Raw genomic sequence first — 23,094 nt, 5'->3', positions numbered from 1 at the left:
GATGCTCCTCGTCTGTCTCGATGGCGGCCCGCCTCGCAGCGAACCGGGCAACGAGTAATGACAGCAAGGAGCGGCAGGCGTGCCGCCGCCACGATGAGGCGGCCGGGACGCAGGAAGTGATTGGAGGCCCGAATAGGGTCGCCGCGTCATGTGAACGGTGGCGCGTTGACGGGAGCCCTAGCTGCGTGCGGCCAGGGCTTCGGCGATGAGCCGAGGTGTGTCCTGGGCCCCCATGGTCTGGGCGGCGGCCAACGGAGTGACACCGTTCATGTCCGCGCGGCTAGGGTCGGCGCCTCGCTCGAGCAGTAGAGCAACAATCTCGCTGCGGTTGAACATGGCGGCCATCATCAGTGCGGTCTTGCCGTCGGGCGAGGCGCTTTCGACATCGGCGCCATGGTCGAGCAGCAGGCGCACCATGTCGAGGTTGCCCTTGAACGCGGCGCCGGCCAGCGGGCTCTGGCCCTTGTCGTTACACAGCTGCGGGTCGGCGCCGTTTTCCAGCAACACGCGCGAGGCGTCCAGGTGGCCGTGATAGCTGGCGAGCATCAGCAGGCTGTCGCCATTGTGGTTGCGGATATTGGCCGGCAGGCCTCGCCCGAGCAGGTCCGCCAGCCGTGCGGCGTCGCCCTTGCGGGTGCTTTCGAACACCTGTTCAGCGAACGCCAGCGCGGCGTCGTCCAGGTCGGGGCGTGAGGCGGGTTGATCCGTCATGTCGTGTCCTCGGTCTATGGGGCGAAACGCCGTCATTGTGCCAAAGCGGATCGCCCGCGCTGACAACGGCATGTCTATCCGACCGATAGTCGACGTGAATGTCCCGCTGCCACGCACCCTGGCCCTGTGGCAGTATCGCCGTCCCCTGCATGACGACCGCTGCCATGAACCCCGATGCCCTGGAACGCCTGGTGACCCAAACGATGCCATACGGCAAATATAAGGGGCGGCTGATCGCCGATCTGCCGGGGCACTACCTCAACTGGTTCGCCCGGGTCGGCTTCCCACCAGGCGAGCTCGGCCGCCTGCTGGCGCTGATGCACGAGATCGACCATAACGGCTTGTCCGCGTTGCTGGACCCGTTACGCCGTCGCTGAGGCTCAGGCCTCGCCTTGTGCCTTGAGGGTTTCCAGGGCTGGCGCGGCATAGATGCCGACCTCCACCGCCAGGGCCATGACCCGCTCGACATCGCAGGTGTAGACCAGCACAGCCTGCAGCGCGTCATCCAGCGGCTCGCTGAAGTCGACCAGTACATAGCCGCCTTTTTCCGGGTACAGGCTGCCGAGCTGGGTCTGGATACGGTTCATCGCCTTGAGCGGTTCGGCCTTGGCCAACTGCTTGGGTTTGAGCACGAACGTGACGTCCGGGCCAAAGGAACCGACGATCTGCTCGAACAGCGTCTGGTAGTCGTCCGCCTGGAACAGCACGGTGTCCGGCAGGCTGCCGACCACTACCCATTCACCCAGCGGAATGGGGAAATCGACGTCGTAGTTGATGTCCGGGTTGGCCTGAAGGAAGGCTTCGGGGTCGGCATAGGCCTGGGCAGCTTCGTCGGCGATGCGTTCGATGTCGTCATCGCGCAGGCAGCCGGAACTGATCAGGCGGATCAGTTCGGCGAGTGACGCTTTCATATGGGAATCCTGGCGGACCGGGGGCGCGCAGGATAACCGAAGTGCCTGCGCACCCGCGCGCAAATCCTTGACCCGGTCGTGTCTGGTTTTCAGCGCCGGGCTGCAGAATCTGTTAGCTTTTCGTGCACAATAGCCGCCATAAACAGACACGGCATGAACGATCGCAACGGCACCCGCCGGCTTCGCTCCGTTCCTCGCGCCCGACAACGATCCGCCAATTTCAAGAGGAACGACTGTGCACAACGTCGTCATCAGCGGTACCGGCCTTTACACCCCTGCCCACAGCATCTCCAACGACGAGCTGGTCGACTCGTTCAACACCTACGCACGTCGCTTCAACGCCGAGCATGCCAGCGCCATCGAGGCCGGCGAGGTTCAGCCGATGCCGGAATCGAGCTCCGCTTTCATCGAAAAGGCCTCGGGTATCAAGAGCCGCTTCGTCACCGACAAGGACGGCATTCTCGATCCGGACCGCATGGTTCCGCGCATTCCCGAGCGCAGCAATGATCAGTGGTCGATCCTCTGCGAAATGTCGGTCAAGGCGGCCGAGCAAGCCCTCGAGCGTGCCGGCAAGACGGCAGCGGACATCGACGGCGTGATCGTCGCCTGCTCCAATCTGCAGCGCGCCTACCCGGCGGTCGCCATCGAAGTGCAGGCGGCACTGGGCATCAAGGGCTTCGGTTTCGACATGAACGTGGCCTGCTCGTCGGCCACCTTCGGTATCCAGAACGCGGCCAATGCGGTCCAGCTCGGCCAGGCGCGGGCGGTGCTGATGGTCAATCCGGAAATCTGTACCGGCCACATGAACTTCCGTGACCGCGACAGCCATTTCATCTTTGGTGACGCGTGCACCGCCGTGGTGATCGAGCGCGCCGACCTGGCGACCTCGCCGTACCAGTGGGACGTGCTCAGCACCAAGCTGGCGACCGAGTTCTCCAACAACATCCGCAACAACTTCGGCTTCCTCAACCGCACCGCCGAGGAATACATGACCAACCCGGACAAGCTGTTCGTTCAGGAAGGGCGCAAGGTATTCAAGGAGGTCTGCCCGATGGTGGCCGAGCTGATCGGCGCGCATCTGCAGGAAAACGGCATCGCGGTGGAACAGGTCAAGCGCTTCTGGCTGCACCAGGCCAACCTCAACATGAACCTGCTCATCGTACGCAAGCTGCTCGGCCGCGATGCGACCCCGGAAGAAGCGCCGGTCATTCTGGACACCTACGCCAACACCAGCTCGGCCGGCTCGGTGATCGCATTCCACAAGCATCAGGATGACCTGCCGGCCGGCAGCCTGGGTGTGCTCAGCTCGTTCGGCGCTGGCTACTCGATCGGCAGCGTGATTCTGCGCAAGCGCTGATCGCCGTGCTCACGGCGCGCCTTCTTCCGCCGGATCGTTCCAAACAAAAAAGCCCCGGCATAGCCGGGGCAAATTTTTGGAGCAATACGAGGGAAGGGTCGATCAGAAGCTGTAGACCATGCCCAGCGAGAAGACATTGATGTCGTCCCCGGCCGCAGCGACCTGGTAGACGTCGGTGTCGTGGCCACCCTTGATGCGGTAGGACGCCGTGTTGTCGTCGTTCTTCAGAATGTTGTACACGCCATAGACGGTCAGCTGCTTGGACAGCTTGTGGTCCAGGCCGAGACTCAGCTGGGTGGCGCCGGAATCGTCCGCGTCGCTCCAGTCGTCAGCGGCTACGTATTGCAGCTTCAGCGTGTTGGCACCGAACTTGTACGCCGTGTTGAGGCCCCAGGAGTCACGCTCGCCGAGCCCCGGCTCTTCGGTTTCGAAACGGTCGAACATCGCACCCACGCTGACCGGGCCGAAGGCGTAGCTAGCGGCCACGCGGTAGGCATCGCTCTCGTAGGCTTGAACGTCGTCAGCCAGGGTCTCTTCGTCATCACCGTCGGCCTTCTCATAGCCGGCGCTGAATGACAGATCACCGACGCTGTAGCCCAGCGCAATGCTGGCGAGGGAGTAATCGTTGTTCTCGATGTCGCCGTCTTCGGTCTCGAAATCTTCAAAAGAGGTGGCGTACATGGCGCTGGCTACCAGGCCACCCATGCTCGGGCTGACATACTGGATGCTGTTCTTGGCGCGACGGTTGGCTTCGTCGGCAATGTTACGGGCGTCGCCGACGGTGTCGCCGAACAGGTCGAAGGCGTTGCGCACGTTCTTGACGGGCGTGTCCTGATTGCCCACGAGCACCTGGCCGAAATCGCCTGCCAGACCGACAAAGGTGTTGCGGCCAGCAAAATTGTCACCACCTTCGTCGATGATGATCTTCGATTCGATCTGGTAGACGGCGTTGAGGTTCGGGTTGATCTCGGTAACGCCCTTGAAGCCCAGACGCGACGAGTTGCTGGCGATGGCCAATTCGCTGTCGGTGTCGTTGTCCACGAAGTCCGCCGACACGTGGGCCTTGCCATAAATCTCCAGTTGCTTGCCGATGATCTCGTAGGCGTTGGCGGTAGTCGGCAGCGCGACTGCAGCAGCAATGGCGAGGGTCAGGGGGAGAAGCTTGCGTGGCATGATATTTCCTTTCTGTGCGTTCGCGGATTGGTAGCTACGCCGCCTCCGGGTCCTAACCCCCCAAGCGGCTGTGGGCAGAATGGAGGGGAGCGGTTACAGCTTTTCGAAAGTTTGGCGACATTTCTATGACAGAGAGTGGCCTGATAACTTTCGTTAACTATTAACCTGGGCGTTACGGTTCAAAAGCTCACCTACCACTCGGGACTTCAGTTCTCGTGACCAAGCAGCGACACTATGCGCATGCCTATCCAGACGCTTTCCCGCCTCGCCGAACTCGAATCTGCCCGCTGGGATACCTTACTCGGCCCCGAGCCGCAGCCGTTCCTGCGCCATGCCTTCCTCAGTGCGCTGGAGGACAGCGGCAGCGTGGGCGGGCGCAGCGGCTGGCGGGCCCGACATGCGTTGCTGAGCGATGACGAGGGGCGTGCGATCGCAGCGCTGCCGCTGTACCGCAAGACGCACTCGAGCGGCGAATACGTGTTCGATTGGGCCTGGGCCGACGCCTGCCATCGCGCTGGCATCGAGTACTACCCGAAGCTGCTGTGTGCGGTGCCGTTCTCACCAGTGACCGGCGGCCGCCTGCTCGGTGACCGGGAGGCCGCGGGGCGACTGATCGACACGCTCAGCGCGGGCCTTGCCGACCAGGGCCAGTCGAGCCTGCACATAAACTTCACCGAGCCGGATGCTGACGCGGTGTTGCGCGGGCGTGACGGTTGGCTGGAGCGCATCGGTTGCCAGTTCCACTGGCACAACCGCGGCTACCGCGACTTTCAGGATTTTCTGGACGGGCTCACTTCACGCAAGCGCAAGCAGCTGCGCAAGGAGCGCGAGCAGGTGGCCGGGCAGGGGATCGATTTCGAGCGGCGCGAAGGCCACCAGCTCAGCGAGGCGGAGTGGGATTTTGTCTATGCCTGCTATGCCAATACCTACCACGTGCGCGGGCAGGCGCCGTACCTGACGCGCTCCTTCTTCAGCCTGCTCGCCGAGCGCATGCCGGAGGCGATCCGCGTGGTGCTTGCCCGGCAGGGCGGCCGGTCAGTGGCCATGGCGTTCTGTCTGGTCGACGGTCGTGGACTGTACGGTCGCTACTGGGGCAGCCTGGCCGAATTCGACCGGCTGCATTTCGAGACCTGTTTCTATCAGGGCATCGACTATGCCATCGCGGCGAACCTGTCGCGCTTCGATGCCGGGGCGCAGGGCGAGCACAAGCTGATCCGCGGCTTCGAGCCGGTGATCACGCGGTCGTGGCATTACCTCCTGCACCCAGGCCTGCGCGCCGCGGTGGCGGAGTTCCTCGATCAGGAGCGGGTCGGCGTGTTGCGCTATGCCGAAGCGGCGCGCGACGCCTTGCCGTATCGCCAGGGTGATGCCTAGGTCTTCAGCTGCAATGGCCTAAGTCGGCGCGCTCGCTCAGCGGGTATTGGGACGGCGACCCGATCAAGCCTTGGTGATGACCAGTTCATTGGCGCCGAGCTGGCAATTGGAGTCGAGCGCCAGACGCGCCACCTGCTCGCGCAGTGCCCTCAAACCCTGAATATTGATAGAGGCCTGCGCCTGCTGAGTCGCGCGAAGTTCGATAGTGGCGGTTTGAGGTCAGTGAGGCGACGTCCGGCATGCCACGCCCGAACTGCATCAGTCCTGCGTCGGGCGGCTGCGCATTAGCGCGATGTCATCCCACCGAGATATCTCCACCGGCCGTTGCGCCATCCGTGCGACCCGAGGCAACTCGGCCAGGCATCGCTGAGCCGGCACGAAATACCCGATTCGGTTGTGGCATCGCCAAACCCGCATCCTCTAGATAGGCCTGCTGCACGGTGGTGAGGCTGACGTCCTGTTCCAGACTCAGCGCGAGCGCTGAGGGCAAACGCTCGCCAGGCTCGGCACCATCTAGGCAAATGCTGCGAAAGGTGTGATGGCTAGGCTTCGGCGCGGCGCGGAGCGCCGTTGGGCGGGGGCGCTGCAGACCTGTTCCCGAGGTCCGCGGTGTGCCCTGTCCCAGTAACGCCATCACCTCACACCGCCACCAAATGATCCTCCCCAACGTTGCGGAACTGCTGGACTGGGGGCTCGAAGCCGCGAAGCTTGATCGGGTCAGGCGCGTCGAACGATTGCAGCAGGCTCTTGAAGTCCCGGCGCCGGTCGACGTCCGGCATTGGCACCGCATCGAGCAAGCGGCGGGTATAGGGGTGTTGCGGATTGTGCAGCACCTGATCGCGGCGACCAACCTCGACGATGCGGCCGCAGAACATCACCGCCACGCGATGACAGAGGCGTTCGACCACCGCCATGTCATGGGAAATGAACAGGTAGCTCAGGCCGTGCTCGGCGCGTAGCCTTTCAAGCAGTTCGAGCACCTGTGCCTGCACCGAGACGTCCAGTGCCGACACCGACTCGTCGGCGATGATCACCTTGGGGTTGAGTGATAGCGCCCGTGCGATGCAGATGCGCTGACGCTGGCCGCCGGAAAACTGATGCGGATAACGCGTCATCGCATCGGCCGGCAGGTCGACCTGGTTCAGCAGCTCGGCGACCCGCTCCCTGCGCGCCGTGAGCGGGAGCCGATCGTGTATCAGCAGCGGTTCGCCCACCAGTTCGAGAATCGTCTTGCGCGGGTTCAGGGCAGCGTAGGGATCCTGGAAGATCATCTGGATGTCACGCCGCACCGCCTGCAACGACGCGCCCGTCAGGCCGTTGAGCTCGCGGCCTTCGAGCTGCACGCTGCCCTGGTAGGCCAGCATGTTCATCAGCGCCTTGCCGGTGGCGGACTTGCCGCAGCCGCTCTCACCGACCAGCCCCAGGGTCTCGCCCTGGCGCAGCTCGAAATTGACGTCCTCCACGGCATGCACGTTTCTGCCCGGTTCGAACCAGCCGCCGCGCAGGGGGAAGCGTACCCGCAGGTCGCGTACCTGCAGCACCACGGGGCTGTCCGGCAACGCCTGGGGTGCTGGGGCGGTGCCCAGCACCGGCACGGCGTCCAGCAGCCGGCGCGTATAGGCGGCCTGGGGCGCGGTGAACAGTCGGCGCACCGGAGCATGCTCCTCCATCCGGCCCTGGTTCATCACAACCACCTGGTCGGCCATTTCGGCGACCACGCCCATGTCATGGGTAATCAGCAGCAGGCTGGTGTGAAAGCTCTGCTGCAGCTCGCGCATCAGTTCGAGTATCTGTGCCTGGATGGTCACATCGAGCGCGGTGGTCGGTTCATCGGCGATCAGTACCTGCGGACGGCAGAGCATGGCCATGGCGATCATCACCCGCTGGCGCATGCCGCCGGACAGCTCGTGCGGGTATTGAGTGAGGCGCTTCTGCACATCCGGCATGCGCACCGCATCGAGCATGTCACGGGCGCGGTTGCGGGCCTCGTCGCGGGTGAGCGGTTCGTGGCGGCGCAGGGTTTCGATCAGTTGCTGGCTGACCGTCATCAAGGGATTGAGCGAGGTCATCGGCTCCTGGAAGATCATCCCGATCTGCTTGCCGCGCAGGTGACGTCGTTCGTGCTCGGGCAGGCCGAGCAGGTCACGCTCGCCGAACAGGATGCGCCCCTCAGGGACCCGAGCGGCGCGTGGCAGCAGGCCCATGATCGCCAGAGAGGTCAGCGACTTGCCGCTGCCCGACTCCCCGGCGATGCACAGCGTCTTGCCCGGATGCAGGGCGAAGCTCAGGTCGTCCACCACACGACGGGGGCCGAAATCGATGGACAGGTGCTCGACGGCAAGAGTCGCATGGTCGTTGGGTATCGAGTCGTTCACGGCGGACCTTTGAATGGCTGGATGGTTAAGGCGGGGCAGGGCGCCGTCAGGCGAACACCACCTTCGGCACGTAGAAGGACACCACCCAGTTGGGTATGTCGACGATCTCGCTGATGCGCAGGTCTCCGCATACCGAGCAGAGCATGTAGGCCTGTTCGGCCGGCATTCGGTGCTCACGGCAGAGCCAGTCGATGGCGTTCGACAACGCATCGCGCGAGGCCTGCATAAGGTCGGGGGCGATGCCGGTGAAGGCTTCGTAGCCGGCGCTGTCCAGGTGGCGCGTGACCGGGCCCGGCGTGCTGAAGCGTGGCGCCCTGAGGGGTGTGTCCTTGACCAGATCCAGCGTCACCACTACGTCCATCTGGCTCTCGATGGCGGTGCCGCAGACCTCACCATCGCCCTGTGCCGCATGGGTGTCACCGATGGAGAAGAGTGCGCCTTCGACTTCCACTGGCAGGTACAGCGTGGTGCCGGCGGCCAGGTCGCGGATGTCCAGATTGCCGCCCACCCGGCGCGGCGGGACCACCGAATGCAGCCCGCTCTCGGCCGGCGCCAGGCCGATGGTGCCGGCGAAAGGCTTGAGCGGCACCTTGGCGAAGTCACCAAAAGCAGCGGGTGCCAGACTCTCGGTGTCGTACTGCCAGAGCGCGAGGGCGGGCTCGGTGAACTGGTCGGCAAGCAGGCCGAAGCCCGGTATGTTGGCCGTCCAGCCGAATCCCGAGGGTTTGAAGCTGTCGATGGTCACCTTGACCACATCGCCGGGCATGGCGCCTTCGATGAATATCGGGCCGGTCACCGGGTTGATCTTGTCGAACGGCATGTTCGCCACATCGGCGGTGACAGACGTCGGCGTGAAATAGCCGTTGGACGAGTCGTGGCAGTGGAATTCCAGGGTCGTACCGGGAGCGATCCGCTCCACCGGGACAAAACTGTTGTCCCAGCCGAAATGGTTGTGGACGCTGTGAATGGTCTTGATCAGGCAGTTCTGGCACATGGGTGAAACTCCGGCAGTCGATTCGAAAGCCCGGCAAGCCGGGCAGGGCGGGCGCAGCCGGACGTATCGGGTTGCGCCACGGTGGCTAGCGGATCGTCACTGGCCCTTGATGTAGATGTGGTCATAGTTGACCGGCACGTGCACCGGATCGACATAGAGCGCATCGTCGCCGCCCATGCGCGCCGAGCGCACCGAGAAGCGCTGCTCGTTGAAGATCGGCACCCAGGGCGCGTCGGCCATGGTGTCGGTGAAGACCTTCTTCCACAGGGCAATGCGTTCGGCTTCCTGCTCCGGCTTGGCCATGGCGTCGGCCTTGGCGGCCAGCGCGTCGAGCTCCTTGTTGCAGTACAACGACCAGTTCCAGCCGCCTTCCACCGCACCGGCACAACCGAGGATCGGCCCCCAGAAGTTGGATGGATCCGGGAAGTCGGCGATCCAGGCCATGCCGCCCGACCAGACCATCGGCGCCTGGTCCTTCTCGCTGCCGGCAGCGATCACGTTGGCCTGGGCCAGCGACTTGATCTGCGCACGAATGCCTACCTTGGCCAGATCCTGCTGGATCGACTGGGCGATCCGTGGCTGCGGATCGGTGTTCATCACGTACAACTCGGTGTCGAAGCCCTGCTCGAACCCCGCTTCTGAAAGCAGCTTTTTCGCCCCTTCGACGTCATAGGCGTAGCCCTTGTAGGCCTCGTCGTAACCGGGCATGGCCGGCGGCAACGGCTGGCTGGCCGGCGTTGCTCGACCATTGATGATGCGCACGATGCGGTCTTTGCTGATGGCCATGTTCACGGCCTGGCGCACCTTGAGGTTGTCGAAGGGGGCCAGGGTGGTCTTGAGGGTCAGGTAACCGGTGTGCAGCTGGTCACCGACCACCAGCATGTCCTTGAATTTCGGGTCCTTGCGAAACTGCAGGAAGCGCGCTGGCGGCACGCCGTCGCCAGCGATGTCGACTTCGCCTTTCTCCAGGCGCAGCAGGGCGACGCTCGGGTCCTGCCCGACTTCGAAGGTGATGCCGTCCAGATAGGGAAGGCCCTGGTGGAAGTATTCCGGGTTTTTCTTGAACACCAGGCGCTGGCCGAGCTTCCATTCTTCGAGGCTGAACGCGCCGGTACCGACCGGATGCTTGCCGAAATCCTCGCCCCATCGTTCGACGGCTTCCTTGGGTACCACGGAGGCGAAATTGATCGCCATGACGTGCAGGAAGGTGGCATTGGCTTCGCTGAGGGTGATCTTCAACTGATAGTCATCGACCACTTCGATGCCGCTGAGGCTGTCCGCTTTGCCTTCAGCCATGTCCTGGTAGCCGGCGATCGAGCTGAAGAAGCCGGCGCCCGGGCTCTGGGTCTTGGGGTTGACGGTACGCTCGAGCGAGTACTTGACGTCGCTGGCCTTGAGCTCCCGGCCGTTGTGGAACTTGACGCCCTTCTTCAGGGTGAAGGTATAGACGGTACCGTCGTCAGAGATGCTGTAGTCCTCGGCCAGGTCCTTCACCAGTTCGGTGGTGCCGGGTTTGTAGTCCATCAGGCCGTCGAACAGGCTCTTGATCATCGACCAGTTCTGCCAGTCGTAGCCGATCGCCGGATCGAGGGTGGCGACATCGTTCTGGTAGGTCACCACGGCGGTGCCGCCGGGCTTGGCGTTGGGGTCCTGTGATTCCTGGGCCATCAGGCCGCCGGCGAACAGTGTGGCCGCGATGGCCAGCGATAGTGCTTTGCGCTTCATGCTCCTGCCCCTTGCTTTTGGTTAGTGTTTTTTCACATCGATGCGTGGGTCGACCAGCGGGATCACCAGGTCGGCCAGCAGGTTGCCGAGCACGATGGCCACGGCCGATACGGTGGTAACGCCGACGATCACCGGGATGTCCACCTGCTGGATCGCCTGCCAGGCCAGTTGTCCGATGCCCGGCCAGCCGAACACCGACTCGACGACCACCAGCCCGCCCATGAAGATGCCGATATCGATGCCGATCATGGGAATCACCGGGACGATGGCGTTGGGCAGCACGTGGCGCAGGATCACCCGTCCGCGGCTCAGGCCCTTGGCGCGGGCGGTGCGAATGAAGTCCTGATGCAACACCTCGATCATCGAGGAGCGCACCATGCGCGAGTACCAGCCGCTGCCGAGAATCCCCAGTGTCAGAGCCGGGAGCAGCAGGTGCTCCGGCCCGCCATAGCCGCCAAGCGGGAACCAGCCCAGTTGCATGGAGAAGAAGTAGAGAAACAGCATCGCGGCGATGAACTGCGGCGCCGAGACGCCGATGAAGGAAAACGCCATCAACAGCTTGTCGGCGACACCACCGCGGCGTAGCGCAGCGATCACACCGAGGCTGATGCCGATCAGCAGCTCGAAGCCAATGCCGGCGGCCATCAGTTCCAGCGACGGCCGCAGGCGCGAGCCGATCAGCTCGGCGACTTCGCTGCGCTGTATGTAGGAGCGACCGAGATCGCCCTGTGCCAGATTGCCGAGGTAGCGTCCGTACTGTTCGTAGAAGGGCAGGTCCAGGCCGAGCTGCGCCCGGATGCCGGCTACCACTTCCGGTGTCGCACTGCGCCCGGCGATCTGCCGCGCCGGATCGGCCGGCAGCATGAACAGCAGCAGGTAGGTGATGAAGGTGACGCCGAGCAGGATCAGCAGCGAATAGCCGAGGCGGCGCAGGATAAAGATCGACATCAGCGTCTCCCCACCAGTGTAGGGTCGAGCTCGTCGCGCAGCGCGTCGCCGACCAGGTTGAAGGCGAGCGACAGGAGGATGATCGCCGCGCCTGGGATGAACACCAGCCAGGGCGCCTCGCTGAAGTAGGTCTGACTTTCGAAAATGATGTTGCCCCAGCTCGGCGTGGGCGGCTGCACCCCGACGCCGAGGTAGGACAGCGTGGCCTCCAGCAGCACCGTGGTGGAAATGCCGAGCGTGGCCCAGACCAGGATGGTCGGCAGCAGGTGGGGCAACAGGTGCGAGAAGAGGATGCGCAGCGAGCTGGCGCCGAGGGTGCGTTCCACCGCCACGAAGTCGCGGGCCTCCAGCGCCACGGTTTCCGAATAGATCACCCGGGCGATCTGCACCCAGTTCACCATGGCGATCACCAGCGCCACGATCCACACGCTCGGCTGGAAGATCGCCGCCAGGGCGATGGCCAGCAGCAGAGCGGGAAAGGCCATCATCAGATCGGTCAAGCGCATCAGCAGGCTGCCCAGCCAGCCACGCACGAAGCCTGCTGTCAGGCCGACCAGGGTGCCGATCAGCACGGCCAGGCCGTTGGCTACCAGGCCGATGAACAGCGAAGTGCGTGCACCGTAGATGAGCCGCGAGAGCAGGTCGCGACCCAGCAGATCGGTGCCCAGCCGATAGGTCCCGTCCGGCGGCAAGGGCGCCCCTTCCATCGATAGCCCTTCGATGAACTGCTCGGAGGGGTCGTACGGGCTGACCCAGGGCGCCAGGATCGCCAGTAGCACAATGGTCAGGATCAGCAGCAGTGAGAGGGCCACCGAGGGGCGTCGGCACAGGGCGAACAGCGTCTTCATCGCATGCCTCGCGTACCGATCCCGGACGTTTCGGGTCGATCGTTGGCCATGTCGGAGCAGAGCGAATCCATGCTTCGGCCCAGGCGCATCGACAGCAATCTCAGCCGCTCATAGGCCGCTGTCTCGTCGATGCCATGCTCGACCATTAGCCGAGCCAGTGCCTGTGCCAGTAGCGGGGCGGACGCCAGCCGTTGTTGCAGAGCCAGGCGTTCGTCACGCTCGCTGGCCAGTCGCTGCTGCAAGCCGATCGCCATCATCAGCGTGGTGTAGACCGAGCCTTGCGTGATGGGCTTGTTGAGCAGGGCGGTGGCGCCGAGCTCGATGGCGCGCTGGATATGCGACAGCGTCTCGTGAGCGCTCAGTGCGATCAGGGGAACCCCTGCCGACCCCAGTTGGCGCAGCGTCCGCGGACTGGCGAAGTGTTCGAGTTCGACCACGGCGGCAAAGCAGTTATCCAGCGCCACGGGCGCATCGCCGGTCAGCGCCACGGCAGTGATGCCCAGGCGCTGCAGGCTCTTGTGCAGTGCGGCAAGGGTGCGCTCTTCACAGTCGATAAGCAGCAGGCGGCCACTTTCGAAGTCGGGGCGTTTCAGCTTCATTTGACGATCCTCAGCTGGGTCGGCGTGGTCTCGCGTAGTGGGCGCAGGTCGCTCAGGTCGGTGGCGGTGAGATAAGGGTCCGGCGCCAGCACGCCGTCTTCGCTGTGCAACAGGCAGAAGCGTCCGTTGCGTAGCTCGGCGATATGGCAGGGCAGGCTGGTGTGGTTGTTGTGCGGCGCGATGCGCAATGTGCCGAGCGCGCTCGGCCAGGCGGCCTGGTGCAGGTGAGCGGTGATCGTTTCGGGGTCATCGTCAGCGGTGTGTTGCAGCGCCTGGGCGAACAGGTGCACGGCAGCGTAGGCGCCCGCGTAGTAGTGCGAGCAGCGTGGCAAGCCGTGGCGTCGCTGCTGGCGCTTGCTGAAGCCTGGGTCGACTGCCTCGAAGAACGGCCCGCAGGAAAGCAGGCGCAGGTTGTTCAGCGTGCCGAGTTCACCCAGTTCCGCCTCGGTCAGGTTGCAGCTGAGTACGGGCAGGCTCAGGCCGCGCCCGTTGCAGGCCTCGTCGAGCTGGGCCAGAAAGGCATAGGACGACTCGCCCACCAGATTGTTGAGAATGAAGGCCGGCGGGTCGGCTATCAGCGCCTTGATTATTTCGGTAAAGGTGGTCGAGCCCAGATGGACATACTTCTCCGCCAGCACCTCGCCGCCGGCGGCCTGCAGCACCTCACGCGCGATGCGGTTGCTTTCCCATCCCCAGACATAGTTCGAGCCGATGAGATGGGCGCGGCGTCCAAAGGTGCGCAACGCATAGCGCAGCAGGGGGATCAGGGTCTGGTTCGGGCAACCGCCGAGGTAGAGCACGTTCTCGCTGCTTTCGAAGCCCTCATAGGGGCAGGCGTACCAGAGCAGGCCGCCGTGCTGTTCCAGATCCGGGATGATTTCCTTGCGGCTGGCCGAGGTGATGGTGCCGAACAGATGGCGAATGCCCGCATCCATGAGCTGCGCGGCGCCTTCGCCGTAGCGCCCGAGCTGGCCTTGCGGATTGATGTGGGTCGCCTGCAGCTGGAACTCATAACGCGGATCGTCGTTGATCTCGGCCAGCGCATTGAGCGCGCCTGCCAACGCGTGGCTGCCCATTCGGCGATAGGTCCCGTCGGTGGAAAGCAGCAGACCAATCGGAAAGGTTCGGGGCATTGTTTGCATCCAAAAAAAAGCCTGATCGACCAGCAGGCTGGTGATCAGGCTTCGTTACCTGGCGCCTTCGGGGCGCAATGTTGGCAAGGCTTAAGGGGTCGTTATCCCGGCTTGCATGTCTGGGTTTGCTCCATGAAAAAAGGATGCCAACTATGGCTCGCCACCATATGAGCAAGACCAAACCGTGAGGCGAGCCGGTCCCCGCGACCGCTATGCGAAGCTGTAGGTGGCTGCACACGCCGTGCCGCTACGGATGCTGGTCTTGCATTGTTGCGGCGCGATGTTCTGTCATGGAGCACCGCCTTCGGCAGCTGTGTCGATTCGGTGCATGGGCAGCAGCGCGTCGACAGTTGAGACGAGGGGCCTTTCGGCTAGCGGCTGCTTTTAGGCGCGGCGCTGACGCCTTCAAGAGTGGCGAACGACGTGTCCTTAGCGGTCAGCAGGAAGTCACGCATGAAGGGCGAATCCAGCATATCGGCGCGGATACCGGCATAGAGCGTGGCGAACAAGCCTTTTTCGCCGAGCCGCTTGGCCGTCACGTAGCCGCGCGCACTGTACTCGTGCAGGGCCCAGTTGGGCAGGCTGCATATACCGCGACCGGAGGCGACGAGCTGCATCATCATCACCGTCAGTTCGGATGTGCGGACCTGCGCAGGCTCGACGTCCTCCGGCTCGAGGAAGCGGGTGAAGATGTCTAGCCGGTCGCGCTCGATGGGGTAGGTGATCAGCGTCTCGCTCGCCAGGTCCTCGGCGCGCACGTACGGCCGAGTCGCCAGCGGATGCTGGTTGGCGACCGCCAGCAACGCCTCGTAGGTGAACAGCGGCACATAGGCGATGCCCGCTAGTTCGATGGGGTCCGACGTCACCACCAGATCCAGGTCGCCTCTTGCCAATGCAGGCAGAGGGGCGAACGAGAAGCCCGAGGCCAGGTCCAGCTCGACTTCAGGCCAGGCGTCGCGGAATTGGTCAATGGTCGGCATCAGCCACTGGAAACAACTGTGGCATTCGATCGCCATGTGCAATCGTCCGGCTGTGCCGCCGGCCAGCCGGGCCAGGTCCCGCTCGGCACTGCGCAATTGCGGCAGTAGCGAATCGGCCAGCTGCAGGAGCCGCAAGCCAGCACTGGTGAAGCGCACGGGGCGGGTCTTGCGTACGAACAGTTGCAGCCCGAGACGCTCCTCCAGCTCCTTGAACTGATGCGACAAGGCCGACTGGGTCAGATGCAGGCGCTCGGCTGCCTCCACCAGGCTGTCCGTTTCGCGCAGCGCATGAAGGGTTTTCAGGTGACGTAATTCCAACATGCTCGGGGTCCTGTCATGACGGGGCAGAGAAGCCAGCCCTGGCGACGCGTTCGATTGTGCATCGCTCGTTGCATGAGCCGGTTTCAGGTTCTGCAGAGTGTCGCGCAGCCCTGTCGCGGAGTCGAGTGCCGTCCCGGTGCGGTTACATCCAGAGGCGAGTCAACAGGTAGCCCAACAACCCGAGCATGCCGATCGACAGGAGCACCAACGCGCCGTCACGCGCCATCATGCCAAGGCCCAGCAGGCTCAGCGCAGCGCCCGCGATGGAGTTGCCGAAGGGAATCAGTTCGAGTGGTGGCATGGTGGCGGCAATCAATAGGCACAGCACGGCGTTGAGCCGCACGGCCAGGCCCGAGGTGAAGAATGTCAACCGGTGGCGAATGATCCGATCGACCCAGCCGGCCGGCCGCTTGAGAAATCCCATCGCGCGGTCGTACTTGCTTCGCGGGGCGCGACGACCCAGCAACCACTGCGGCAACCAGAAATGGTCGCGGCCGATCAACAGTTGCAAGGCGATGAGGCCGACCATCGCGGCAAAGAAGGTGGGCAGACCCGGGATGCCTGACAGCGGAGAGAAGACCAGCAAACCGGGCACCAGCAGCAGGGCACCGAAGCTGCGTTGGCCGGTTGCCTCGAGCATGCTCGCCAAGGTCACGTCCTGACCGGGTTCGCCGGCCTGTTCCAGGCATTCGAGCAGGGTACGCAGATTCTGTGGAGCGTCGTCGCGGGTCATAGTCCTTGGCTTCTGTGCGGCGTCAGAGGTTAGAGCCCAGCCACAGCCGAAAGTCTCAATATGAATAATTCTGTGGTTCATCCTTAGTAACTTGAGTTTGTTTCAATGAGTGCCGGCCGGGACAATCGCCGCAATCATGTGAAACGACTTGGAGATATGAAATGGCTGTTGCGCACTCCCTGGGCTTTCCCCGCATCGGCGCGGACCGCGAACTGAAGAAGGCACTCGAGGCGTATTGGAAGGGCGACCTGGCTGAGGCCGGCCTGCGCGATGTGGGCCGCCGACTGCGTGCGGCTCACTGGCAGGCGCAAGCCGCTGCCGGCATCGAGCTGCTGCCTGTCGGCGATTTTGCCTGGTACGACCAGGTCCTGACCCATTCGCTGATGTTCGGCGTCGTGCCGGAGCGCTTCCGCGATAGCCACGGACAGGTCACGCTCGACACCCTGTTCGCCATGGCGCGCGGAGCGACGCAGGGTTGCTGCGGCGGCGTCCAGGCGCAGGAAATGACCAAATGGTTCGACACGAACTATCACTATCTGGTCCCGGAGTTCAGCCCCGACCAGGCGTTTACCCTTTCCTGGACGCAACTGTTCGAAGAGGTCGAGGAGGCACGGGCGCTGGGCCATCGCCTCAAGCCGGTGCTGATCGGGCCCCTTACATACCTCTGGCTGGGCAAGGCCAAAGGTGCGGCCTTCGACAAGCTGGACCTGCTCGAGCGCTTGCTCCCGCTTTACGGCGAGGTGCTCGATCGGTTGGCGGCCCAGGGCGTCGAATGGGTCCAGCTCGATGAGCCGATCCTCGTGCTGGACCTGCCGCAGGAGTGGAAGAGTGCGTTCGAGCGCGCCTACAACCTGTTGCAGCGGGCCCCCCTGAAGAAGCTGGTCGCGACCTATTTCGGTGGTCTGGAGGACAACCTCGGGCTGGCCGCCGGGCTGCCCGTCGACGGTCTGCATATCGACCTGGTGCGTGCGCCGGAGCAGTTCCCCACCATCCTCGACCGCCTGCCGACATACAAGGTGCTCTCGTTGGGCCTGGTCAATGGTCGCAATGTCTGGCGCTGCGACCTTGAACGTGCCCTGACAGTGATCGAGCACGCGGCCGAGCGACTCGGTGAGCGCCTGTGGGTGGCGCCGTCCTGCTCGCTGCTTCATGCGCCTGTCGATCTGGAGCGTGAAGACCAGCTGGATCCCGAAATCCGGAGCTGGCTGGCGTTCGCCGTGCAGAAGTGTGCAGAGGTCGCCGTGCTGGCACGCGCGGCCGAGCAGCCTGACGATCCGCGAGTCCAGGCAGCTCTGCAGACCAGCCGGGCCGTCCAGGCGGCGCGGGCGGCGTCATCCCGCATCCACAAGCCCGACGTGCAGGCGCGCCTGGCAGCGGTCAAGCCACGGCACAGTCAGCGGCAATCGCCGTTCGCGCAGCGCATCGAGCAACAGCGCGCACGGTTGAACCTGCCGCAGTTTCCCACCACCACTATCGGCTCCTTCCCGCAGACGGGCGCCATCCGCCTGGCACGCCAGGCTTTCAAGCAGGGCAAGCTGGCGCTGGCCGACTACACCGAGGCCATGCAGGCCGAAATTCGCCATGCGGTTGCGGTGCAGGAGCAGTTGGGCCTGGACGTGCTGGTGCATGGCGAGGCCGAGCGCAACGACATGGTCGAGTACTTCGCCGAGCAGCTGGATGGCTATGCCTTCACGCGCTTTGGCTGGGTGCAGAGCTACGGGTCGCGCTGCGTCAAGCCTGCGGTCATCTATGGCGACCTGAGCCGCCCGGCGCCGATGACCGTCGAATGGATCCGCTATGCGCAACAACAGACGCACAAGACCATGAAGGGCATGCTGACCGGGCCTGTGACCATGCTGATGTGGTCCTTTACGCGGGAGGACATCAGTCGCGAGCAGCAGGCGCGGCAACTGGCACTGGCGATCCGCGACGAGGTTTGCGACCTGGAGGCCGCTGGCATCGGCGTCATTCAGATCGACGAAGCCGCTTTCCGCGAAGGCCTGCCGCTGCGTCGTGCCCAGTGGAGGGCGTACCTTGACTGGGCGGTCGACGCGTTTCGCCTGTGCGCCAGTGGCGTGCGCGACGACACCCAGATCCACACGCACATGTGCTACAGCGAGTTCAACGATGTCATCGAGGCGATCGCGGCGATGGATGCCGACGTCATCACCATCGAGACGTCCCGCTCGCAGATGGAGTTGCTGGAAGCGTTTCGCGCCTTCGACTACCCGAACGACATCGGCCCGGGTGTGTACGACATCCATTCACCGCGCGTGCCGGACACCGCGGAAATGGTCCAGTTGCTGGAAAAGGCCAGCGAGCGGATTCCGGCCGAGCGCCTGTGGGTCAACCCGGACTGCGGCCTGAAGACGCGCGCCTGGCCGGAGACCGAGGCGGCATTGGTCAACATGGTTGCCGCTGCCCGCCAGTTGCGCGCTACACATCGCGACAAAGTGGCCTGACGAGGCTGGCCGAGCCGGAGGCCGCAGCGCTGTGCGCGCCCTCCGGTTTTGGCTAAGGTAGCCATCCCATTCCCACCCGTTCTGCACACCATGACTCCCGCCATCGATCTGCTGAAAAAGGCCAAGGCCGACCATCACATCCACAGCTACGAGCACGATCCCAAATCCGCATCATACGGGCTCGAGGCCGCTGAAAAGCTTGGCCTCGAACCCGCACGGGTGTTCAAGACATTGCTCGCCTGCAGTGAAAAGAACGAGTTGCTGGTTGCCGTGGTGCCGGTCGCCGGTTCGCTGGACCTCAAGGCGCTGGCGCAGGCAGCAGGGGTCAAAAAGGTGGATATGGCCGATCCGATGGCGGCGCAGAGGGCCACCGGTTATCTGGTCGGCGGCATCAGCCCGCTGGGGCAGAAGAAGCGCCTGCGCACCTTCATCGACAGTTCGGCGCAGGCGCAACCGAGCATCTATGTCAGCGCTGGCCGGCGAGGGCTGGAGGTGGAGCTAACGGCCGAGTTGCTGGCCCGGCACACGGGAGGCACCTTCGCGTCGATCGGCCGGCCTTGAGCGCTGCGATCAGAGCGGCGGAAGGACCTCGCCAAGGTCGGTCGAGTTGATGCCGGGAATGTGGATGTCGCTGTGCACCAATTGCTGGCCTTCCATCTGCGGCTGGGTCACCCAGGTCAGGATGTCGTAGTAGCGGCGGATGTTGGCGACGAAGTGCACCGGCTCGCCACCACGTGCGTAGCCATAACGCGTTTTGCTGTACCACTGTTTCTGCGCCAGGCGCGGCAGCATCTGTTTCACGTCCAGCCACTTGTTCGGGTCCAACCCCTCACCCTCCGCCAGCTTGCGTGCGTCTTCCAGATGCCCGCCACCCACGTTGTAAGCGGCCAGCGCGAACCAGGTCCGATCGGGTTCCTTGATGCTTTCGGGTAGGTTGGCGTGGATCTGCGCGATGTATTTACCGCCGCCCTGGATGCTTTGCGTGGGGTCCAGACGATTGGTTACGCCCATTGCCTTGGCGGTGTTCAGCGTCAGCATCATCAACCCGCGCACGCCTGTCTTGGAGGTCGCATCCGGTTGCCAGTGCGATTCCTGATAGCCGATCGCCGCCAGCAGACGCCAATCCAGGCCATGCGTCTTGGCCGTTTCCCTAAAGACTTTTTCGTAGCGTGGCAGGCGCTGCTGCAAATGCTGGGCGAAGGCATAGGCGCCGACGTAGCCAAGCACGTCGACATGACCGTAATAACGTTCGCGCAGGCGCTGCAGGGTGCCGTTCTCACGCGCCAGGGCAAGGAATTGGTTGGCGGCCTGCAGCACGCTGTCATCCTCGTCCTTGCCAAGGATCCAGGCGAGGCTGTTCTGCTCGCCGAGGTCGAACGCGGCGCGGGCGTTGGTGAAATACACCTGATTCAGCGCCAGCTCGTTGGATTCGACCAGTGTCAGATCGACCTGGCCTTCGTCCACCATGCGCAGCAGGTCGACCACTTCCACCGCGTCGGATTCCTCATAGCGCAGGTCCGGCAGCTCGGTCTGCAAGGCCCTGAGCTTTTCCGCCTGGCTGCTGCCCTTGAGGACCAGGATGCGCTTGCCGACCAGGTCTTCGGGTTGGGTAGGTCGACGCTGTCCTTTGCGATAGACCACTTGTGTGGTCACGTCGAGATACGGCTGGGTGAAACGCACCAGATCCTTGCGTCCATCGCTCGCGACCAGGCCGGCCGCGGCGAGCGCCGGGCCGCCGGGACGGTTCAGGCGGGTGAAGATTTCCTCGATGTTGTCGGCCGTTTCAATCTGCAGCTCAACGCCCAGGTGGCTGGCAAAGCGCTTGACCAGCTCGTATTCGAAGCCGGCTTCGCCATTGCGGTCCTGGAAATAGGTGGAGGGGCTGTTGCGGGTGATCACGCGCAGCACACCTTCCTCCTTGATACGCTCCAGCGCGCTGGGCGGTTCAGCGCAGCTACTGAGCATCAGGAAGAGTCCGGTCGCCAGCAACCAGGAGGTGCAGCGCTTTCGGAACGCGGTTTGGGCAAACATCGGCGCAGTATACGCAAAGGCGATCCGCCACCATATCTCGACAGGATCGACGGACTTTGCTAAGCGAAGCGGCGAGCGATCGCGCCCGGCGGGTTCGACGCCGCGGTTCCAGCCCGCACGACGCCGGCTGCTGCCGGCTCGGCTTGCCGCGCAGCGAGCATGGCCCGACAATCCGTGGCGGCCGACGGCCGCGCTTCTTCCGACCCGTACGAGATTTTTCCGCCGCATGAGCGACGCCCCTCCTAAACCCTGGTTCGTCTACCTGGTACGTGCCGCCAACGGTGCGCTCTACTGCGGCATCAGCGACGATGCCCAGCGCCGTTTCGTCGCGCACCAGAGCGGCCGAGGCGCGCGTTTCTTCCACACCAGCCCGGCGGTGGCGCTGGTCTACGTGGAAAGCTGCGCGGGCAAAGGCGATGCGCTGCGCCGTGAGCGCCAGGTCAAGCGGATGACGAAGCAGGCCAAGGAAGCGCTGGTCGCCAGCCAGGGCGGCTGCGTCGTGCTGAATGGTGCATCAATCACCTGAGTGGGTAGGCCGCCCGCGCATCGGCGAGTAAGCTGCCCGTCTACCTATCTGACTGGCGGAGCCGACATGCACGACGTGATCCTGCACCACTACCCCACCTCGCCCTTCGCCGAGAAGGCGCGCCTGATGCTGGGTTTCAAGCAGCTGTCCTGGCGGTCGGTACAGATTCCGCCGGTAATGCCCAAGCCGGACCTCACCGCGCTGACCGGCGGCTATCGCCGCACGCCGGTGTTGCAGATCGGTGCCGATGTGTATTGCGACACCGCCCTGATGGCGCGCCGCCTTGAAGCGGAGAAGGCCACGCCGGCGCTGTTCCCTGAGGGCCTGGAGTTTGTCGCGGCGACCTTGGCGCAATGGGCTGATTCGGTGCTTTTCCTGCATGCGGTGAGCCTGGTGTTCCAGCCCGAATCCATGGCGCTTCGCTTCGCCCAGGTGCCGAAAGAGTTCGTCGAAGTGTTCAGTAAAGATCGCGCGGCGCTGTTCAGCAGTGGTTCGGTTTCCCGGGTGCCGCTGGAGCAGGCGAAAAACCACTGGCCGGTGCTGATGGCGCGGTTGCAGCAGCAACTGTCGCGGTCGGGCGGCGAGTTCCTGCTGGGGGACGCGCCCTGTATCGCCGATCTGTCGGTGGCCCATTGTCTGTGGTTCCTCAAGGCGACGCCGGTTACGGCGCCGCTGGTCGAGGATTATCCCGAGGTTGCCGCCTGGCTGGGTAAGGTGCTTGGCGTCGGCCATGGGGCCTGGAGCGAACTGTCCGCCGAGGATGCGCTGAAGGTGGCGCGTGAAGCCGAGCCGGCGGCGCTGCCGGACGAGGCCTTCTCCGACCCGAACGGTTTTCAGGTCGGCCAGCGGGTCAGCATCGCGGCGGTCGACTACGGCACCGATCCGGTCGAGGGTGAGCTGGTTTTCGCTGGCGTCGAAGAGCTGATCCTGCGTCGCGAGGACGAACGCGCCGGGGTGGTCCACGTTCACTTCCCACGCATCGGGTATCGCATCGAGGCGCGCTGAGCGCTACACCGCGGCAGGTAGGACCCGCCGCGGCCGTTCGTGCTCAGAGGGCAATGAACAGCAGGGTGATGCCCAGCAGCAGGCGGTAGATCACGAAGGGCAGCATGCCCAGCGCGTCGAGTGCCTTGAGGAACAGCTTGATGCAGAGGAAGGCGGCGACGAAGGACAGGGCCGCGCCAATGAAAATGTCGTTCCAGTGTGCCGCTTCGCCCGACTGTGCCAGTTCCACCGCCTTCAGCCCGCCTGCTGCCAGGATCAGCGGAATCGACAGCAGAAAGGAGAAGCGTGCTGCGGTCTGTCGTGTGAAGCCGAGCAGCAGCGCCGCCGTCATGGTAATGCCCGAGCGCGAGGTGCCCGGAATCAGCGCCAGCGCCTGGGCGAGGCCGATGATCAGGGCGCTCTTCCAGGTCAGCTGCTCGATGTCCGCGACACGCCGCCCCTTGGCATCGGCGTACCACAACAGCAGGCCGAAGATGATCGTGGTGGCGGCAATGAACAGCATCGAGCGGGTGTACTGCTCGATGTAGTCCTCCATCAGCAGACCGATGATGCCTGCCGGTAGCGTGCCGATGATGATCGCCCAACCCAGCCGGCTTTCGGCGCTGGCGCGGCGCTGGAAGACGTGCGCCAGCCAGCCGCGGCTCGTGGCGATGACCTCCTGGCGAAAGCAGATCAGCACGGCGAGCAGAGTGCCGACGTGCACGGCCACGTCGAACGCCTGGCCCTGGTCAGGCCAGCCGAGCACCTGCGACGGCAGGATGAGGTGGGCGGAAGAGGAGATCGGAAGAAATTCGGTGATGCCCTGCACGAGGGACAAGATAATCAGGTGAAGCCAATCCATTGTTGATCCTTAGCAGAGCGGGCGTGCGGGTTGCCTGGCCGTTTGGC

Annotated in this window: 21 protein-coding genes and 1 pseudogene; 7 read left to right on the top strand and 15 right to left on the bottom strand. The window is 64.1% G+C overall.

Annotation, left to right across the window (positions count from 1 at the left end):
* Positions 1-177: 177 nt before the first annotated feature.
* Positions 178-711 carry an ankyrin repeat domain-containing protein gene (locus MST27_RS12380; RefSeq protein ID WP_243606243.1) on the bottom strand — a complete coding sequence of 178 codons (534 nt, stop codon included), beginning with the start codon at positions 709-711 and terminating at the stop codon, positions 178-180.
* Positions 712-875: 164 nt separating this feature from the next.
* Here MST27_RS12380 and MST27_RS12375 point away from each other — a divergent pair, with 164 nt between their 5' ends.
* The gene (locus tag MST27_RS12375; RefSeq protein ID WP_243606242.1) at positions 876-1,088 is read left to right on the top strand and encodes a DUF3820 family protein; all 213 of its coding nucleotides are present in this window, start codon (positions 876-878) and stop codon (positions 1,086-1,088) included.
* Positions 1,089-1,091: 3 nt separating this feature from the next.
* On the opposite strand, the gene MST27_RS12370 is transcribed toward MST27_RS12375, so the two are convergent.
* Positions 1,092-1,622 (bottom strand): hypothetical protein, encoded by a 531-nt coding sequence (locus MST27_RS12370; RefSeq protein WP_243606241.1) that lies wholly within the window; start codon positions 1,620-1,622, stop codon positions 1,092-1,094.
* A 235-nt stretch (positions 1,623-1,857) separates the two neighbouring features.
* Between MST27_RS12370 and MST27_RS12365 the strand changes: the two genes are divergently transcribed.
* Complete coding sequence (locus MST27_RS12365) at positions 1,858-2,979, top strand: beta-ketoacyl-ACP synthase III (protein ID WP_243606240.1); 1,122 nt, start codon at positions 1,858-1,860, stop codon at positions 2,977-2,979.
* A gap of 102 nt (positions 2,980-3,081) precedes the next feature.
* Here the strand turns inward: MST27_RS12365 and MST27_RS12360 are convergent, their stop codons facing one another.
* Positions 3,082-4,152: a porin gene (locus tag MST27_RS12360; protein WP_243606239.1), complete on the bottom strand. Its 1,071-nt coding sequence runs from the start codon at positions 4,150-4,152 to the stop codon at positions 3,082-3,084.
* A gap of 240 nt (positions 4,153-4,392) precedes the next feature.
* Here MST27_RS12360 and MST27_RS12355 point away from each other — a divergent pair, with 240 nt between their 5' ends.
* On the top strand, positions 4,393-5,526 hold the full coding sequence (locus MST27_RS12355; RefSeq protein WP_243606366.1) for a GNAT family N-acetyltransferase: 1,134 nt from the start codon (positions 4,393-4,395) through the stop codon (positions 5,524-5,526).
* 72 nt (positions 5,527-5,598) lie between these two features.
* Here the strand turns inward: MST27_RS12355 and MST27_RS12350 are convergent.
* From MST27_RS12350 to MST27_RS12305, 10 genes and pseudogenes are all read right to left on the bottom strand, one after another.
* Positions 5,599-6,028 (bottom strand): annotated as a pseudogene (locus tag MST27_RS12350) (PLP-dependent aminotransferase family protein); the annotation flags it as partial.
* A gap of 136 nt (positions 6,029-6,164) precedes the next feature.
* Positions 6,165-7,901 carry an ABC transporter ATP-binding protein gene (locus MST27_RS12345; protein WP_243606238.1) on the bottom strand — a complete coding sequence of 579 codons (1,737 nt, stop codon included), beginning with the start codon at positions 7,899-7,901 and terminating at the stop codon, positions 6,165-6,167.
* Positions 7,902-7,947: 46 nt separating this feature from the next.
* Positions 7,948-8,895, bottom strand: coding sequence for an acetamidase/formamidase family protein (locus MST27_RS12340; RefSeq protein WP_243606237.1), 948 nt, complete (start codon positions 8,893-8,895; stop codon positions 7,948-7,950).
* A gap of 96 nt (positions 8,896-8,991) precedes the next feature.
* Entirely contained in the window at positions 8,992-10,620 is a 1,629-nt protein-coding gene (locus tag MST27_RS12335) for an ABC transporter substrate-binding protein (protein WP_243606236.1), read from the bottom strand.
* Positions 10,621-10,641: 21 nt separating this feature from the next.
* Positions 10,642-11,568 carry an ABC transporter permease gene (locus tag MST27_RS12330; protein ID WP_243606235.1) on the bottom strand — a complete coding sequence of 309 codons (927 nt, stop codon included), beginning with the start codon at positions 11,566-11,568 and terminating at the stop codon, positions 10,642-10,644.
* The gene (locus tag MST27_RS12325; protein WP_243606234.1) at positions 11,568-12,416 is read right to left on the bottom strand and encodes an ABC transporter permease; all 849 of its coding nucleotides are present in this window, start codon (positions 12,414-12,416) and stop codon (positions 11,568-11,570) included. Before MST27_RS12325 ends, MST27_RS12330 begins: the two co-directional genes overlap by 1 nt.
* Positions 12,413-13,015: an ANTAR domain-containing response regulator gene (locus MST27_RS12320; RefSeq protein WP_243606233.1), complete on the bottom strand. Its 603-nt coding sequence runs from the start codon at positions 13,013-13,015 to the stop codon at positions 12,413-12,415. Before MST27_RS12320 ends, MST27_RS12325 begins: the two co-directional genes overlap by 4 nt.
* A complete protein-coding gene (locus MST27_RS12315; RefSeq protein ID WP_243606232.1) occupies positions 13,012-14,148 on the bottom strand; it encodes a transporter substrate-binding protein in 1,137 nt (378 codons plus the stop codon). Before MST27_RS12315 ends, MST27_RS12320 begins: the two co-directional genes overlap by 4 nt.
* A 371-nt stretch (positions 14,149-14,519) precedes the next feature.
* Positions 14,520-15,449 (bottom strand): transcriptional regulator MetR, encoded by a 930-nt coding sequence (metR, locus tag MST27_RS12310; RefSeq protein WP_243606231.1) that lies wholly within the window; start codon positions 15,447-15,449, stop codon positions 14,520-14,522.
* 142 nt (positions 15,450-15,591) lie between these two features.
* Complete coding sequence (locus tag MST27_RS12305) at positions 15,592-16,182, bottom strand: exopolysaccharide biosynthesis protein (protein ID WP_243606230.1); 591 nt, start codon at positions 16,180-16,182, stop codon at positions 15,592-15,594.
* 161 nt (positions 16,183-16,343) lie between these two features.
* Between MST27_RS12305 and metE the strand changes: the two genes are divergently transcribed.
* Both metE and ybaK read left to right on the top strand, forming a co-directional pair.
* Complete coding sequence (metE, locus tag MST27_RS12300) at positions 16,344-18,644, top strand: 5-methyltetrahydropteroyltriglutamate--homocysteine S-methyltransferase (RefSeq protein ID WP_243606229.1); 2,301 nt, start codon at positions 16,344-16,346, stop codon at positions 18,642-18,644.
* A 90-nt stretch (positions 18,645-18,734) separates the two neighbouring features.
* Positions 18,735-19,205: a Cys-tRNA(Pro) deacylase gene (gene ybaK / locus MST27_RS12295; RefSeq protein ID WP_243606228.1), complete on the top strand. Its 471-nt coding sequence runs from the start codon at positions 18,735-18,737 to the stop codon at positions 19,203-19,205.
* A gap of 9 nt (positions 19,206-19,214) precedes the next feature.
* On the opposite strand, the gene mltF is transcribed toward ybaK, so the two are convergent.
* Positions 19,215-20,675 carry a membrane-bound lytic murein transglycosylase MltF gene (mltF, locus tag MST27_RS12290; RefSeq protein ID WP_243606227.1) on the bottom strand — a complete coding sequence of 487 codons (1,461 nt, stop codon included), beginning with the start codon at positions 20,673-20,675 and terminating at the stop codon, positions 19,215-19,217.
* A 226-nt stretch (positions 20,676-20,901) separates the two neighbouring features.
* Here mltF and MST27_RS12285 point away from each other — a divergent pair, with 226 nt between their 5' ends.
* Together MST27_RS12285 and MST27_RS12280 are read left to right on the top strand one after the other, a co-directional pair.
* Positions 20,902-21,201: a GIY-YIG nuclease family protein gene (locus MST27_RS12285; protein ID WP_243606226.1), complete on the top strand. Its 300-nt coding sequence runs from the start codon at positions 20,902-20,904 to the stop codon at positions 21,199-21,201.
* Between the two features lie 66 nt (positions 21,202-21,267).
* Positions 21,268-22,206, top strand: a complete 939-nt coding sequence (locus MST27_RS12280; protein ID WP_243606225.1) for a glutathione S-transferase family protein — start codon at positions 21,268-21,270, stop codon at positions 22,204-22,206.
* 43 nt (positions 22,207-22,249) lie between these two features.
* Here the strand turns inward: MST27_RS12280 and MST27_RS12275 are convergent, their stop codons facing one another.
* A complete protein-coding gene (locus MST27_RS12275; RefSeq protein ID WP_243606224.1) occupies positions 22,250-23,047 on the bottom strand; it encodes an undecaprenyl-diphosphate phosphatase in 798 nt (265 codons plus the stop codon).
* Positions 23,048-23,094 lie beyond the last annotated feature (47 nt).

Origin of the sequence: Stutzerimonas marianensis (genome assembly GCF_022810315.1) — a bacterium.
Classification (GTDB): domain Bacteria; phylum Pseudomonadota; class Gammaproteobacteria; order Pseudomonadales; family Pseudomonadaceae; genus Stutzerimonas; species Stutzerimonas marianensis.
This window is presented reverse-complemented; position numbering and strand designations above follow the sequence as displayed.